The following is a 14669-nucleotide window of genomic DNA, read 5'->3' as shown; positions in this document are numbered from 1 at the left end:
AAATATTATATTTTCGTTCAATGCTTCAATTGCTTCGGAAAATAGCGTTCCCCATTTCGTTGATCTACGCCCTGGTGGTTTATGTTCGAAACTTCTTGTTTGATGTGGGTGTCTTTTCATCCAAATCGTACAAAACCACGACCATTTGTGTGGGCAACTTGAGTGTTGGTGGAACGGGCAAAACCCCGATGACGGAATATTTGCTTCGGATATTGAGCAATCGAAAAACTGCTGTTCTAAGCCGGGGATACAAGCGTAAATCCAACGGGTTTTATATGGGGGATTCGGAAAGTACTGTTTTGGAACTGGGCGATGAGCCTTATCAAATCCATCAAAAATTCCCTGAGGTAACGGTTGCGGTGGATGCAGATAGACGGAATGGTATTGAAAAACTGGAAAGCTTACTCAATCCAGATATTATTGTTTTGGATGATGCCTTTCAGCATAGAAGGGTGAAGCCAACTCTCTCTATCTTGCTCACGACTTATCATAATTTATATGTTAATGATTGGTATTTGCCAACGGGTAACCTTCGGGATGCAAAAAAAGAAGCCAAACGTGCAGATTTGATTATTGTAACCAAATGCCCTAATTCTATTGACTTAGAAGATAAGAATAGGGTTATTGGAAAGCTTAAGCCAAAATCCCGTCAAAAAGTGTTATTTGCTACTTTGAAGTATAATGATTTTGTAACTGATGGGGGAAAAGACAACATCCAATTATCCCAATTGAAAGCTAAGCAATTAGCATTGGTGACAGGTATCGCATCACCCAAACCCTTGGTTGAATATTTAAATTCTCATGGAATCAATTTTAAACACTTCAAATTTGGTGATCATCACCATTTTACGAACAAGGAAATTGAACAGTTTGAAGGATACGAAATGGTATTGACCACAGAGAAAGACTTTGTCCGGTTAAAGGGGAGGTTGGAAAATCTGTATTATTTGGAAATAACTCATAACTTTTCTTCTACAGACGCGGAAGTTTTGAAAAAAGCAGTTCAGGGCTTGTTCTAAACGGAACCTTCCATTTTGCTTCTAAAGATATTCTCACCAATTTTTTGGTAGAACACTTCGGGCTTAAACGGTTTTGTGACCACATCATTGCAGCCTGCCTCATAGAAACTGTCCAAACTATCGTCCAAAGAAATGGCTGTAAGTGCAATAATTGGAATAACTGTATCAAACTTACGTATTTGTCGGGTAGCTTCTTCCCCACTAATACCCGGCATATGGATGTCCATTAAAATAGCATCGTAGGTGTTGCTTTTGGCTAGGTCAATGGCTTCGTTACCATTATTGGCGATATCGCAGGTGATTTCTTTTTTGGTGAGCATTTTTTTGGTGATCACCTGATTGATTTTGTTGTCTTCAACCACAAGAACATGCAACCCTTTAAATTGGAACTCTTCGGGATTCAGTTCAAAGGCAACTTCTTCTCCTTCTTTACTTTCGTAATCCACATCCATTTCAAAATAGAAGGAACTTCCGTGGCCAAGTTCACTCTCCAGGTTGATTGTGCTACCAAACAAGCCCAAAAGACTCTTAACAATGGTCAATCCAAGACCAGTACCTCCATATTCTCTGTTGATTTGTATAGACCCTTGCTCAAAACTTTCAAAGATATTTTTCTGCTGGTCCTCCGAAATGCCTATTCCGTTATCTCTTACTTCAAAATATAGTTTTACTTGGTCTTCTTCTTTTTTCAGCATTTTGGCTATGACCTCAACTTTGCCATTTTTGGTGAATTTGAGGGCGTTGCCAACAAGGTTCATGAAAATTTGGGATAGCTTTATGGGGTCTCCCAATAATTTTTTTGGGATTTTGTTATCATAATCCAGAATGAGCTCAGTATTCTTTTCATTCGCATTTTGTTGTAGTGATTCCACAACATCCCTAAGTACTTTTTCAAGTTTGAACTCTATACTTAGCGGTTCAAGTTTGTCCGCATCAATTTTATTTATTTGAAGGATGTCATTTATAAAATTAAGCAGGTATTCTCCTGAGAATTTTAATGATTTTAAATGTTCTTTTTGATGTTCAGACGGGTTTTCCTCCAATAAAAGATGGGTGAGCCCTGTAACAGCATATAAAGGTGTCCTAAGCTCATGCGTAACTGTTGATAGGAAATTGGTTTTGGCTTCCATAGCAGAAACCGCCGCATCCCTAGCCAACTCCAGCTCCTTGTTTTTGGTATAAAGAAGATCGTTTGTTTTTAGTTTGATCTGGTTGTTTCTGAACAATGAAACTGCCAAAAGAGAAATAATGGTCAAAAAAGCAGAAGTTAATATGGCCGTTATTTCTGAACGGTTCTTCGATTCACTCAGCTCTTCGTTCTTGGCCTGGAGCTTATTAAGCTCGTTCATTTGGTGGTCGAACCGGATTTTATCCGCTGTATCCGCATCCAGTTTAGCTTTCTCTGTATTAAATATGGAATCCTTGATTTGAGCCAATTCTTTGGTGTACATCAATGACTCTTCATAGTTGCCATTTATCTCATAGATATTGGACAATTGCTCGTAAGCGTTTTTAATTTCCTTGGCAAAACCATGCTTTTGAGCCAACTCCAAAGCTGCTTTGGAATGAATAATGGCTTCTTCAAGGTCATTTAAGGTAATGCTTATGTTGGCCAATTGTAGGTTAGCTTTTGTTGCCAAATAAGCACGCTCTTTATCATCTGAGTTAACGATTAACGCATGCAGGTTTTTAATGGCGTCATCATATTTTTCAATATTGGTGTAAATATAGGCCTCAAGTAAAAGTATATTATTGGTAAGATTTCTATTGTTGCTAAGTTTTCTGGATTCCTCTAGCTGTTTCAAGGCTTGAAAATTATTGCCTTCTCCATATCTAAGAGCTCCATCCAAATATAAATGGAATGCTTGCCCATATGAATAGGAAGTGTCCTTTAAGAAGTCTCCCGCCCGTTCTAAATAAAAAATTGCAGTATCTATATCGCCTTCTTCCAAAAACAATCTTGCATATTGATGATAGGTGTCCACCAAAAGTTTAGCGTCTTCATTGTTCTCTGCAATGTTGGCAGCGTTGTCCAAGGTTTCCAAGGCCTTGTCTATTTTGTTTTCATGGCGATAGCCCATAAACTCATCAAAAATAGACTTTACATCTGAAGCAGAATTACTTTCACTTTGGGCAAAAGAGAATTGTGCGCATAGTAATATACACAATAGAAGCAGCGATTTTTCGCCTATTTTTTTGTTTACTAGGTTGAAGTTCAAACGTAGTTTTTCTTAATGAGCAAAGCTATTAAATCAATTATTCTGGAGCAATATCCAGTTTCATTATCGTACCATCCAATGATTTTTACCATTTTGCCAATCACTGAGGTCATCAAAGAATCAAACGTACAAGAGTAATAACTATTGTTTATATCGATAGAAACGATAGGGTCTTCTGTATAATTGAGTATGCCTTTTAGGCTGTTTTCTGCTTGTTTTTTAAAGGTAGCGTTTATTTCTTCAATGGAAGTTTCTTTTATTACATTGAAGGTAATATCAGTTAGTGAACCGTTAGGAACCGGAACACGTATGCCACATCCACCTATTACATCGGATAGTTCAGGAAAAATACTTGTCAAGGCTTTGGCGGCCCCTGTTGTGGTAGGTATTATGGATTGTCCGGCGGCCCTAGATCTTCTGAGGTCTCGGTGGGGACTATCGTGCAAACTTTGGTCTGAGGTATAGGAGTGTATCGTGGTGATATATGCCTGCTCTATGCCACATAACCCATTAATTACCTTGATCATGGGGGCTGCATTGTTGGTAGTGCAAGAGGCATTGGAAATAATTTCGTCCTCAGCATTGATAATTTCCTCATTGACCCCTAAAACCACCATTTTAATCGATTCATCCAGCGGAGGAACAGAAAGAATCACTTTTTTGGCCCCATTTTTCACATGAAATCCCAAATCTTCACTTGTTTTGAATTTCCCGGTGGATTCAACAACAATATCAACCTGATGAGATTTCCAATCGATTTCTTTGGGATGATTGCAATTAAGTACAGGGATTTCCCTTCCTTCGACTAGAATACAATTGTCCTTGTGTGACACATCTGCATTCAACACCCCATGAATGCTATCGTACTTTAATAAATGAGCAAGGGTTTCGGCATTGGCCAAATCGTTTATGGCCACTACTTTGATGTTTGGATGGTTCAGTAAAAGCCTAAAAAGGGTTCTGCCGATACGGCCAAAGCCATTGATGCCAACAGTGATATTTTTCATGATTGGGAGGGAAGGGAGGTTGTGCTAGTGAATGTGTTTGTGTGCCTTGTAAGATGAGCGAACCAAGGCTCCACTTTCCACATGCCTAAAGCCCATTTCCAACCCTACTTCCTCATATTTTTTGAACTGCTCTGGTAAAATAAACTGCTTTACGGGCAGGTGTTTTTTTGAAGGTTGAAGGTATTGGCCAATAGTAATTACATCAACATCAGCCTTTCTAAGGTCTTCCATAGTTGTGATAACTTCATTTTCCTCTTCTCCTAGACCGAGCATAATACCCGATTTAGTTCTTTTTGCACCGTTTTTCTTCAAATAGTCCAGCACTTCGAGGCTTCGTTCGTATTTGGCCTGTATCCTAACTTCTCTAGTCAAACGTTTTACAGTTTCCATGTTATGGGAGATGACTTCTGGAGCTACGTTCAGTATTCTATCCAAGTGTGTGGAGATTCCTTGAAAGTCTGGAATAAGTGTTTCCATAGTAGTCTCCGGGTTCATTCTCCTGACAGCTTTTACTGTTTCGGCCCAAATAATGGATCCCATATCCTTAAGGTCGTCACGATCCACAGATGTAAGTACGGCATGCTGAATGTTCATGATTTTTATGGAACGGGCCACTTTTTCAGGTTCTGCCCAATCCACTGTTTCGGGTCGGCCTGTTTTTACGCCGCAAAACCCACAGGAGCGGGTACAAATGTTGCCCAAAATCATAAAGGTAGCTGTGCCTTCTCCCCAACATTCGCCCATATTTGGGCAACTTCCAGAGGTGCAAATGGTATGTAGGTCGTACTTGTCCACTAGGCCTCTTAGCTGAGTGTATTTTTTACCTGTTGGGAGCTTAACCCTTAGCCATTTTGGCTTTCCTTTGGGTGGAAGAACATTTTCTGCTACACTTGTACTCATACAAATAAATTTGGTTTACAAAGATACAAAACTGGGAAGGAAAATTTGTGAACTGAGGTGGCTCACTTTTTTTTGATGATTTCGGCCAAAAGCTTCTTTGCCCTAAGCAACTTTACCTTCACATTGTTTACGGGTTCGTTGAGTTCTTTGGCGATGTCGGCATAACTCATTTCGTGAAAATAGCGCAGGTTAATGACCCTTTGGTAATGAGGTTTTAATTTTTTGATATCCCTAAGTAGGTTGGCCAAGTTTTGCTCGGTAATCAATCGGTCTTCTACGGATGGTGTTTCGTCCAAAACCTTTTTTACTTCGTCCCCTCGGGAATCCATCTCGTTCAACAGGCTTCTTTTACGTTTTCTAAGAAGGTCTACATGAAGGTTTTTGGAGATGGTGATAAGCCAGGTTTTGAACTCATACGTTTCATCGTAAGTGTCAATTTTATCGAAAGCCTTGGAAAATGTTCTTATGGTAATATCCTCTGCGTCATTTTCATTTTTGGTGCGAAGTATCTGAAAACCATAAACATCGTTCCAAAAAGTATCCAAGAGTGTACTAAAGGCAATTTGGTTTCCTTTTTTTGCCTTTTGTATAATTTCTTTGATGGAATCGTCGGTTTTTTCCAAAAATTTGAAGCTTACCTAGAATATTGCAGGTTAATGCGTGTTGGTAATAGTGTCTTTTTTACAATCTTGTTCCTCTGGAAGTTTTCCACAAAACCCACAAGCTTGTCCGTCCTTGTTCAAAAACGGACTTTGACTTGCGCATGTGCCGGCAAACTCACCGTTCTTTTTCCCCCAGATTTTAATAGCTATTCCTGCAAATGCAAGTGCCAATAATCCGATGGTAACTAATGCTAACTTCATAATCCAACTTTTGGGCAAAGGTACAAAATACCTTGCTAAAGGTTAGGAAGTTTAAGGTTTCTTTAAACTTAGCCCTTAGTATTTAATGTTGGCCACAATATTGTCTACTGATGGAGCATTGTTTCCACCTTTGGGCTCAATGGTAATGTAGCCCACTGCGTTATCGGCATAAGGTATTGCAAGAAGCTTGTCTTTTTCATCAAAATCCTTGATCACACCCAAGTTCACCAATTCACCGTTGACTTCGGCCCACATTTGGAAACATTTGTCCTCTGGAAGTTCAGGGACATTGCTAACATTGATGTAAGAAAGTTTTTTGACGGGATTGATATAAGCAATGGCCTTGAGTTCTTTACCTTCTTTTTCTCCTTTTACTTGGTATTTTTTAGTGGCCGGATTGTTAAGAACAATAAATTGGTTTCTCATATCTGCCAATTGATCTTTCATGTTGTTCTCCAAATACTTGATTTGGTTGGTGACCATGGTATTTTCCTCTTGAAGTGTTTTGTTCTGATTCCAGAAGAAAATCGAAGAGCCGGCAAAAATCATAATGGCCACACTGGCTGCAATGGCATAACGTATGAACCTTTTACTTGCCATTGTCTCTTTCTTGGCGCTGGAAAGTATAATTTCCTTAAGGCCTTCCGGTGTCTTTTTGGCGTACAAATTGGCAAAAGTCTCCAAGTTCTTTTGGAGCACATCATATGTTTCCCTTACTTCGGGATACATGGCAATATACCTTTCTGCCTTTTGGGTTTCTTCTTTTGTTGTATCGCCCAAAAGGTACTTTTCCAAAATGTCGGATTCTAAAAATATTTTAACTTTTTCCTTCATGACAATAGATTTAAGATGAGGAGTAAAGACATCGTGGTCCCATAAATCTTTCCGAGTTCTCGAAGGCCTATTTTTAATCTGGACTTTATGGTTCCTAAAGGAATTTCCAATTCGTCACTTGCCTCTTGCTGCGTCATTCCCTCAAAAAATAGGGCTTCCAGAACAATTCTGTATTTATCTTCAATTTTATCCAAGTTTTCTTGGATGTCCAAATGCTCGGGATTTATACCCTTCACTCCTACATTATATACGTCCGAAACGTCTATTTGGATTTCCTTATCCGATTTATTGGTCACACTTCGTAACTTATCAATGGCGGTATTTCGTACAATTCGGAACAACCAGGTGAAAAGTTTGGCTTTAGAGGCATCGTAGGTATCTGCTTTTTTCCAAATTTTGATGAAACTTTCTTGGAGTATATCTTGTGCCAAATCCTCATCTTTTACCACTTTATAAGCAATACCGAAGAGTGTATCACCGTAGTTTTCATATAGTAGGGAAATAGCCTTATCGTCTTTTTCCGCTAGGAGTGAAACAATATGTCTCTCGATCAATGTGCTCATTTATGATGCTTTTGGTAAAATTTTTTAGGGGCCAAAATCTAAAATAGGATTTATCTCGTATATAAAACAAAGCTAAGACAGAAAAAGCATTTTTGACTTTGCTTAATAAAAGAATAAAGGGTGTATAGCCCTGACAGCATATATAAATTTGGTTAGTTTGGTTTGGTATAACCCTCGTTATTGATTTCAATGCGAGGGTTATTTTATTATGTTTACCTCTGGTTGTATTTTTAGCTTGAATTTCTTTTTGACCTCCTCTTGAATTTTTTTGGATAGATTTAAGATTTCCTTCCCTGTTGCATTACCGTAATTTACCAAAACCAAGGCTTGTTTATCGTGCACCCCAGCATCTCCGATCCTTTTTCCCTTAAATCCGCATTGTTCAATAAGCCAACCGGCTGGAATTTTATATTGATTTTCATCAACCTCATAAAAGGGAGCATCTGGATGTGACTTACTAAATTTGTCAAAAGCTTTTTTTGAAACAATGGGGTTTTTGAAGAAACTGCCACTGTTTCCAATTTCTTTCGGGTCGGGCAGTTTACTTTTTCGAATGGCAATTACTGCATCGGAAATGTCTTGTATTGTCGGATGAACAATGCCATTATTCTTCAGTTCATTCTCAATGGAACCATACCCTGTGTGAAGTACATGGTCTTTTTTTGTGAGCTTGAGCACCACCGAAGTGATGATATAGTTGTCCTTGGCCTCATTTTTAAAAATGGAATCCCTGTATCCAAATTTGCATGCTTCGTTATCAAAACCTTCTAGCTCACCGGTTTTAACGTCCATTGCGGCACAGCTCACAAAAACATCTTTCAGTTCTACACCATATGCACCAATATTCTGTATGGGGGCGGTGCCTACATTGCCTGGAATCAACGAAAGGTTTTCCAACCCACCGTATCCTTGTTTCAAACTCCATATTACCAACTCGTGCCAGTTCTCACCGGCCATCGCTTTAACCTCTACTGTTTTCTCGTCTTCCTCAACAACGGTGATTCCTTTGAGGTTAATATGCATGACCAAAGCATCAATATCGTTAGTGAGCAGCATATTACTTCCACCACTGATTATAAACCTTTTGGGGTATGCTTTAAGTTCCAATGCTTTTTGGAGTTGAACCAATCCGGTTATCTCAACAAAGAACTTGGCTTTTACATCAATACCAAAGGTATTGTAGCTTTTTAAGGATATGTTTTCCTGAATGTTCACTTGGCGTTGTACTCGGTTAAGGCCTTGCCCAAAATTTGGACAGCCTTCACAAGTTGCTCTTTTTCGAGCACATAGGCAATTCTTATCTGATTTTTTCCTAATCCTGGCGTGGCGTAAAAGCCTGCGGCAGGGGCTACCATCACTGTATTTCCATCTAGTACAAAACTTTCGAGCAACCATTGTGCAAAATGGTCCGCATCTGCTATGGGTAACTCTACAACGCAGTAAAACGCGCCTTGTGGAGTAGCTACCTTTACACCTTCCAACTTATTTAGCTCTGTAATTAACAGATTCCTTCTGGAAACATATTCTTCAATAACATTATCAAAATATTCCTGTGGAGTTTCCAAGGCAGCCTCACTGGCAATCTGTGCGAAAGTTGGTGGCGACAAGCGGGCTTGTGCAAATTTCATGGCAGTGCTTATCACTTCGGTGTTTTTGGAAATCAAACAACCAATTCGTGCGCCGCACATACTATATCGTTTAGATACGGAATCTACAACAATGGCATACTCCTCCAATCCTTCAACTTGAAGTATGGAGTAGTGTTCCCTTCCATCGTAGGTGAATTCCCGATATACTTCATCAGCAATAAGGAAAAGGTTGTGTTTTTTGACCAATTCGGCCAATTGCTCTATTTCTTCTTTGCTATACAAGTATCCCGTCGGGTTCCCGGGATTACAAATAAGAATGGCCTTTGTTTTTGGAGTAATAAGCTCTTCAAATTTGGAAATAGGGGGTAATGCAAAATTATTTTCAATAGAGGAAGCGATAGGTTTCACGTTTACTCCTGCTGCCGTGGCAAAACCATTGTAGTTGGCATAAAATGGTTCGGGAATAATTATTTCATCCCCATTGTCCATAATGGTTCCCATAGCAAAAGACAAAGCTTCGGAACCCCCTGTGGTCACAATAATATCTTCAGCATCAACAAAAATATCCTGTTTGGCATAGTAGGCTGCAATTTTTTGCCGATATGCCTCAGAACCTTGTGTCATACTATACTCAAGTACTTCAATATTATGGTTTCGTACAGCATCCAAAGCGACTTTTGGGGTTTTAATGTCAGGCTGTCCAATATTAAGGTGGATGACATGGACACCTCGCTTTTTTGCGGCTTCCGCATAAGGTACTAATTTACGGATGGGAGATGCGGGCATTTGTTTCCCTTTGTTGGAGATACTTGGCATGAGCTAAAATTTTGACAAAAATGAGAAAACCAATTATCGAAAACAACAACTTTAAAGATTAATTACCCGGTTATTGAAATGTTAAATTAAGGTAATCATTGAATCTAAATTTGTATATTTAATAAGTATGACCAGTTGATATTAAAGATGTTGAGGAAAAATATTATTTATTTTGCGCTTTTATTGTTTGTGCCTCTTTTTATGGTAGCGCAAGGGTTTAGGTTGCCCGAGAGTGAAAAATTTCAAAAAATCAAGTTTGAACTTATCAACAACCTAATCATAATTCCAGTTGAGATAAATGGGACGGAACTCACCTTTATTTTGGATTCTGGTGTAAGTAAGCCAATCCTTTTCAACCTTTCTGATTCTGATTCTGTGCCGATCAACAATGTTTCCGAAGTTACAATTCGTGGTCTAGGCGACGGCGAACCCATGAAAGCTTTGAGTTCCAAAGGGAATGCCTTCAAGATAGGGCATGCAAGAAACTACTCTCAAGATCTTTATGTGGTTATGGACAGAGAAATAAACTTTTCAACATCTTTAGGTATTCCCGTTCATGGAATCATGGGGTATGATCTCTTTAGGGATTTTATTGTAGAGGTAAATTATGGCTCAAAAAGATTAAAACTCCATAATCCAGAACATTATACATATAAAAATAAAAGAAATACACATACTATTCCCTTACTTGTGGAAAAACGGAAGGCCTACGTTGAAGGTACCGTTCTAATGAAAGACACAGCCAACATACCGGTGAAGTTACTTGTGGATACGGGCAGCAGCGATGCGCTATGGTTGTTTCCCGAACCCGAAAAAGGACTGGAAATCCCGGAGAAAAATTATGATGATCATTTGGGACGAGGTCTGAGCGGTGATATTTTTGGAAAACGAAGCAAAATTAATGGAGTTCGAATAGGCAATTATGAATTGGAAGAGGCAAAAGTTGCTTTTCCTGACCGTGAATCTTTTCAAGGTATGGATAGTTTAGGTGATCGTAATGGCAGTTTGGGTGGTGAGGTGCTCAAGCGTTTCAATATGATTTTTGATTATGGACGAGGGCTGGTTACATTAAAAAAGAACGGAAATTTCAAAGATCCTTTTCAATATAATTTGGCAGGTATAGATCTTCAACACAATGGGCTCCGCTACATAGCAGAAAGTATTGCCGATGTCAATGGAGTTGTCAAAAGCGAGGGGGAGGATACATTTGGGAATGTCAAAATTTTACTCGAGAACAGAACAAAGTTAAGCTTAGTGCCCGAAATAGTTGTTTCCGGTATTCGAGCAGGAAGTCCTGCTGCAGAGGCAGGTTTGCGCGAAGGTGATGTTATTTTAGCGGTTAATGGCAAGAGGGTTCACCAATATAAGCTTCAGGAAATTCTTAAAATGATTAATGATAAAGAAGGAAAACGTATCAAATTGCTTATTGAAAGATATAATAGGGATTTATTGTTCTCTTTTGTGCTCAAAAAGGTCTTTGATGACGATTAATAAAAAGTAAAAGCCCCAAAACCAATTGGTTTTGGGGCTTTTAACTATAATTTTCTTTTTGCTTACTTTGCTCCGGGATTTTTTACAGTTCCTTTAATTTTTAGAACTTTTGTAGGTGTATCCGCATTGGAGGTAACAGTAATTGCCTTTCTAATAGGTCCAACTCTGTTTGTATCGTATTTCACTTCGATTTTACCAACTTTACCAGGCATAATAGGCTCTTCGGGCTTTTTTGGGATGGTACATCCGCAGCTAGATCTTACATTGCTGATTACCAAAGGTACATTACCGGTATTGGTAAATTCAAATACACGAACACCATCACTACCTCTTTCGATTTCTCCGTAATCAATGGTCTCGCTCTTAAATTCGATTTTAGCAGTTTCTTGAGCGTATATCCCTAAGGATAAAAGCCCTACAAACAGCATGAGTACAGTTTTTTTCATCATTTTTGGTTTTTGGGTGAACTTCAAATGTAGATGTTTTGATACCTGCATCCAAAATTCTTTTGTTATAGAATAACGTTACTTATTTTTGTTTCGTATTTCTGGATTGGCTCTCATCCGAAGAATAGCGAAAAATTAACATTTAGCTTTCCCTTCATAAAACCAATCACAGTCCAATTAAACAAAAACTGTACCGAAAAATGGAGATTCCATCAAAATATGACCCGAAAAGGGTTGAAGAACACTGGTATGCTTACTGGTCCGAGCATGATTATTTCAGTTCTAAGCCAGATGAAAGGGAGCCGTACACCATAGTAATTCCCCCTCCAAACGTTACTGGGGTGCTTCATATGGGGCATATGCTCAATAATACCTTACAAGACGTTCTCATTCGAAGAGCAAGGCTCTTGGGAAAAAATGCCTGTTGGGTCCCAGGAATGGACCACGCCTCTATCGCCACCGAGGCTAAAGTGGTTGCTAAGCTAAAAGCAGATGGTGTCGATAAGTCAAAATTGTCCCGCGATGAATTTCTAAAGCATGCTTGGGATTGGACCAACGAATATGGAGGTGTCATTTTGCAACAGCTTAAGAAGTTGGGCTGTTCCTGTGATTGGAACCGTACTAAGTTTACCATGGACGACGATATGTCAGCTTCCGTAATCAAAGTTTTTGTTGATTTATACAATAAGGGTTTGATATACAGAGGGTATCGAATGGTGAATTGGGATCCTGAAGCTAAAACCACACTCTCTGACGAAGAGGTGATTTATGAGGAACGACAAGGCAATCTATATTATTTGTCCTATGCCATTGAAGATTCTGATGAAAAAGTAACGATTGCTACCACCCGTCCAGAGACCATTTTGGGAGATACTGCTATTTGTATCAACCCAAATGATGAAAGATATCATCATTTAAGAGGTAAAAAGGCCATTGTGCCTATTTGTGATAGGGTGATTCCGATTATTGAAGACGAATATGTAGATGTTGAATTCGGTACAGGATGTCTAAAAGTGACCCCTGCGCACGACGAAAACGATAAAAACCTTGGAGATAAACATAACCTTGAAGTGGTTGATATCTTCAATGAAGATGCAACCCTAAATTCTTTCGGACTTCATTACGAAGGAAAGGACCGTTTTGTAGTGCGTAAAGAAATTTCCAAGGAATTGGAAGAGAAAGGGTATTTGGTTAAAACAGAGCAGCACACTAACAAAGTGGGTACATCCGAAAGAACCAAAGCGGTAATCGAACCGAGACTATCCGACCAATGGTTCCTGAAAATGGAAAACTTGGCCAAACCCGCTATAGAAGGTGTTTTGGAGACCAAAGACGTAAAATTGTATCCTTCCAAGTTTGAAAACACGTATCGACATTGGATGGAAAACATCCGCGATTGGAACATTTCCCGTCAGCTGTGGTGGGGTCAACAAATCCCCGCCTACTATTATGGTGATGGAAAAGAGGATTATGTGGTTGCCGAAACGCTAGAAGAAGCATTGGAATTAGCAAAAGCTAATAACCCAAACCTCCAAGCATCCGACCTTCGTCAGGATTCTGATGTTTTGGATACCTGGTTTTCTTCGTGGTTGTGGCCAATGAGCGTGTTCGGTGGAATTTTGGAACCAGAGAACGAAGAGGTAAACTATTATTATCCAACCAATGATTTAGTGACTGGACCCGATATTTTGTTCTTCTGGGTAGCACGAATGATTATGGCGGGTTACGAATACAGAGGAAAACGACCTTTTGAAAATGTATACTTGACTGGTTTGGTTCGCGATAAGCAGCGTAGAAAAATGTCCAAGCAATTGGGCAATTCACCCGATGCGCTTAAACTTATAGAAGATTTTGGGGCAGATGGGGTTCGTGTAGGGTTATTACTGAGTTCATCAGCCGGTAACGATATAATGTTTGATGAAACCCTTTGCCAGCAAGGAGCCAACTTTGCCAATAAAATATGGAATGCCTTCCGATTGATAAAAGGATGGGAAGTTGCCGATATATCACAACCCGAAGCAGCGCAAAAAGGAATCGAGTGGTACAAAGCAAAATTCAATCAGACCTTGGTTGAGATTGAAGACCATTTCTCCAAATACCGTATTTCCGATGCCTTGATGGCAACATATAAATTGGTTTGGGATGATTTCTGCTCTTGGTTGCTGGAGATTGTAAAGCCTGAATATCAAAAACCAATCGATGAGGCTACCTATAATGAAGTACTAGGTCTTTTTGAAGAAAACTTGAAATTGTTACATCCATTTATGCCCTTCTTAACGGAAGAAGTTTGGCAACATATCGCCGAACGTACTCCAGAGGATGCTTTGATCGTAGCACAATGGCCAGAAGCAAAGGAAGTGGATTCAGCCTTAATTATTGAATTTGAATTTGCCTCCGAGGTAATTTCAGGTATCAGAACCATTAGAAAAGAGAAAAACATCCCTCAAAAGGATGCATTGGAGCTTTTTATGTTGAATGCTGAAGGAGTAGGCTCCCAAATGGATGCTATCATATTAAAATTGGGCAACCTATCAAAAATAGAAGTGGTAGATGCCAGTCTGGAAGGCGCCCTTACCTTTAGGGTGAAGAGTAACGAATATTTTATTCCGATCAGTGGCGCCATTGATGTTGAAGCGGAAATTGCCAAAATCACGGAAGAGCTGAATTATACCAAAGGATTTTTGAAATCGGTGGAAAAGAAGTTGAGCAACGAACGTTTTGTGAACAATGCCCCTGAACAAGTGGTGTCCATGGAGCGTAAAAAAGCGGCCGATGCCGAAGCCAAGATCGAAACTTTGGAAAAGAGCTTGGCCAGTTTGCAATAGCAGAGAAATACATAGTATATTGATTTTGAAAAGGGAAGCTCGCTTCCCTTTTCTTTTTATTTTTTATACTTTGGGAGGGATAAAAACCAATTGACTT

Annotated in this window: 13 protein-coding genes; 3 read left to right on the top strand and 10 right to left on the bottom strand. The window is 39.3% G+C overall.

Annotated features, from left to right (window positions below; all coding sequences use genetic code 11):
- Window positions 1-20 precede the first annotated feature (20 nt).
- On the top strand, window positions 21-1019 hold the full coding sequence (lpxK, locus tag D2V08_RS02175; RefSeq protein ID WP_119606473.1) for a tetraacyldisaccharide 4'-kinase: 999 nt from the start codon (window positions 21-23) through the stop codon (window positions 1017-1019).
- On the opposite strand, the gene D2V08_RS02170 is transcribed toward lpxK, so the two are convergent.
- From D2V08_RS02170 to D2V08_RS02130, 9 genes are all read right to left on the bottom strand, one after another.
- On the bottom strand, window positions 1016-3238 hold the full coding sequence (locus D2V08_RS02170; RefSeq protein WP_119606472.1) for a tetratricopeptide repeat-containing hybrid sensor histidine kinase/response regulator: 2223 nt from the start codon (window positions 3236-3238) through the stop codon (window positions 1016-1018). The two genes, lpxK and D2V08_RS02170, sit on opposite strands and share 4 nt — an antisense overlap.
- Entirely contained in the window at window positions 3235-4245 is a 1011-nt protein-coding gene (gap, locus tag D2V08_RS02165) for a type I glyceraldehyde-3-phosphate dehydrogenase (RefSeq protein WP_119606471.1), read from the bottom strand. Before gap ends, D2V08_RS02170 begins: the two co-directional genes overlap by 4 nt.
- Before the next feature lie 24 nt (window positions 4246-4269).
- Window positions 4270-5145 carry a lipoyl synthase gene (gene lipA / locus D2V08_RS02160; RefSeq protein ID WP_119606470.1) on the bottom strand — a complete coding sequence of 292 codons (876 nt, stop codon included), beginning with the start codon at window positions 5143-5145 and terminating at the stop codon, window positions 4270-4272.
- A 62-nt stretch (window positions 5146-5207) separates the two neighbouring features.
- Window positions 5208-5768, bottom strand: a complete 561-nt coding sequence (locus D2V08_RS02155) for an RNA polymerase sigma factor (protein WP_119606469.1) — start codon at window positions 5766-5768, stop codon at window positions 5208-5210.
- A 30-nt stretch (window positions 5769-5798) separates the two neighbouring features.
- Window positions 5799-6008, bottom strand: coding sequence for a membrane or secreted protein (locus D2V08_RS02150; RefSeq protein WP_119606468.1), 210 nt, complete (start codon window positions 6006-6008; stop codon window positions 5799-5801).
- A gap of 75 nt (window positions 6009-6083) precedes the next feature.
- The gene (locus D2V08_RS02145; protein WP_119606467.1) at window positions 6084-6842 is read right to left on the bottom strand and encodes an anti-sigma factor; all 759 of its coding nucleotides are present in this window, start codon (window positions 6840-6842) and stop codon (window positions 6084-6086) included.
- Complete coding sequence (locus tag D2V08_RS02140; RefSeq protein WP_119606466.1) at window positions 6839-7405, bottom strand: RNA polymerase sigma factor; 567 nt, start codon at window positions 7403-7405, stop codon at window positions 6839-6841. The genes D2V08_RS02145 and D2V08_RS02140 overlap by 4 nt, the downstream gene beginning before the upstream one ends.
- A gap of 198 nt (window positions 7406-7603) precedes the next feature.
- On the bottom strand, window positions 7604-8620 hold the full coding sequence (gene murB, locus D2V08_RS02135; protein ID WP_119606465.1) for a UDP-N-acetylmuramate dehydrogenase: 1017 nt from the start codon (window positions 8618-8620) through the stop codon (window positions 7604-7606).
- Complete coding sequence (locus D2V08_RS02130; RefSeq protein ID WP_119606464.1) at window positions 8617-9810, bottom strand: pyridoxal phosphate-dependent aminotransferase; 1194 nt, start codon at window positions 9808-9810, stop codon at window positions 8617-8619. Before D2V08_RS02130 ends, murB begins: the two co-directional genes overlap by 4 nt.
- Before the next feature lie 147 nt (window positions 9811-9957).
- On the opposite strand from D2V08_RS02130, the gene D2V08_RS02125 reads away from it, so the two are divergent.
- On the top strand, window positions 9958-11301 hold the full coding sequence (locus D2V08_RS02125) for an aspartyl protease family protein (RefSeq protein WP_119606463.1): 1344 nt from the start codon (window positions 9958-9960) through the stop codon (window positions 11299-11301).
- A 62-nt stretch (window positions 11302-11363) separates the two neighbouring features.
- Here D2V08_RS02125 and D2V08_RS02120 read toward each other — a convergent pair whose 3' ends face one another.
- Complete coding sequence (locus D2V08_RS02120; RefSeq protein WP_119606502.1) at window positions 11364-11750, bottom strand: DUF1573 domain-containing protein; 387 nt, start codon at window positions 11748-11750, stop codon at window positions 11364-11366.
- Window positions 11751-11947: 197 nt separating this feature from the next.
- On the opposite strand from D2V08_RS02120, the gene D2V08_RS02115 reads away from it, so the two are divergent.
- Window positions 11948-14572, top strand: a complete 2625-nt coding sequence (locus D2V08_RS02115; RefSeq protein ID WP_119606462.1) for a valine--tRNA ligase — start codon at window positions 11948-11950, stop codon at window positions 14570-14572.
- The last annotated feature ends 97 nt before the right edge of the window (window positions 14573-14669 follow it).

This window comes from Flagellimonas lutimaris, assembly GCF_003581615.1.
GTDB classification, from domain to species: domain Bacteria; phylum Bacteroidota; class Bacteroidia; order Flavobacteriales; family Flavobacteriaceae; genus Flagellimonas; species Flagellimonas lutimaris.
The sequence above is the reverse complement of the archived record's forward strand: the minus strand, read 5'-3'. Positions and strand labels throughout refer to the sequence as shown.

Coding starts and splice junctions, on each gene's coding strand:
- D2V08_RS02120 (WP_119606502.1), bottom strand. CDS start 11,750: ATGATGAAAAAAACTGTACTCATGCTGTTTGTAGGGCTTTTATCCTTA.
- D2V08_RS02145 (WP_119606467.1), bottom strand. CDS start 6,842: ATGAAGGAAAAAGTTAAAATATTTTTAGAATCCGACATTTTGGAAAAG.
- D2V08_RS02150 (WP_119606468.1), bottom strand. CDS start 6,008: ATGAAGTTAGCATTAGTTACCATCGGATTATTGGCACTTGCATTTGCA.
- D2V08_RS02125 (WP_119606463.1), top strand. CDS start 9,958: ATGTTGAGGAAAAATATTATTTATTTTGCGCTTTTATTGTTTGTGCCT.
- lpxK (WP_119606473.1), top strand. CDS start 21: ATGCTTCAATTGCTTCGGAAAATAGCGTTCCCCATTTCGTTGATCTAC.
- D2V08_RS02130 (WP_119606464.1), bottom strand. CDS start 9,810: ATGCCAAGTATCTCCAACAAAGGGAAACAAATGCCCGCATCTCCCATC.
- gap (WP_119606471.1), bottom strand. CDS start 4,245: ATGAAAAATATCACTGTTGGCATCAATGGCTTTGGCCGTATCGGCAGA.
- lipA (WP_119606470.1), bottom strand. CDS start 5,145: ATGAGTACAAGTGTAGCAGAAAATGTTCTTCCACCCAAAGGAAAGCCA.
- D2V08_RS02140 (WP_119606466.1), bottom strand. CDS start 7,405: ATGAGCACATTGATCGAGAGACATATTGTTTCACTCCTAGCGGAAAAA.
- D2V08_RS02115 (WP_119606462.1), top strand. CDS start 11,948: ATGGAGATTCCATCAAAATATGACCCGAAAAGGGTTGAAGAACACTGG.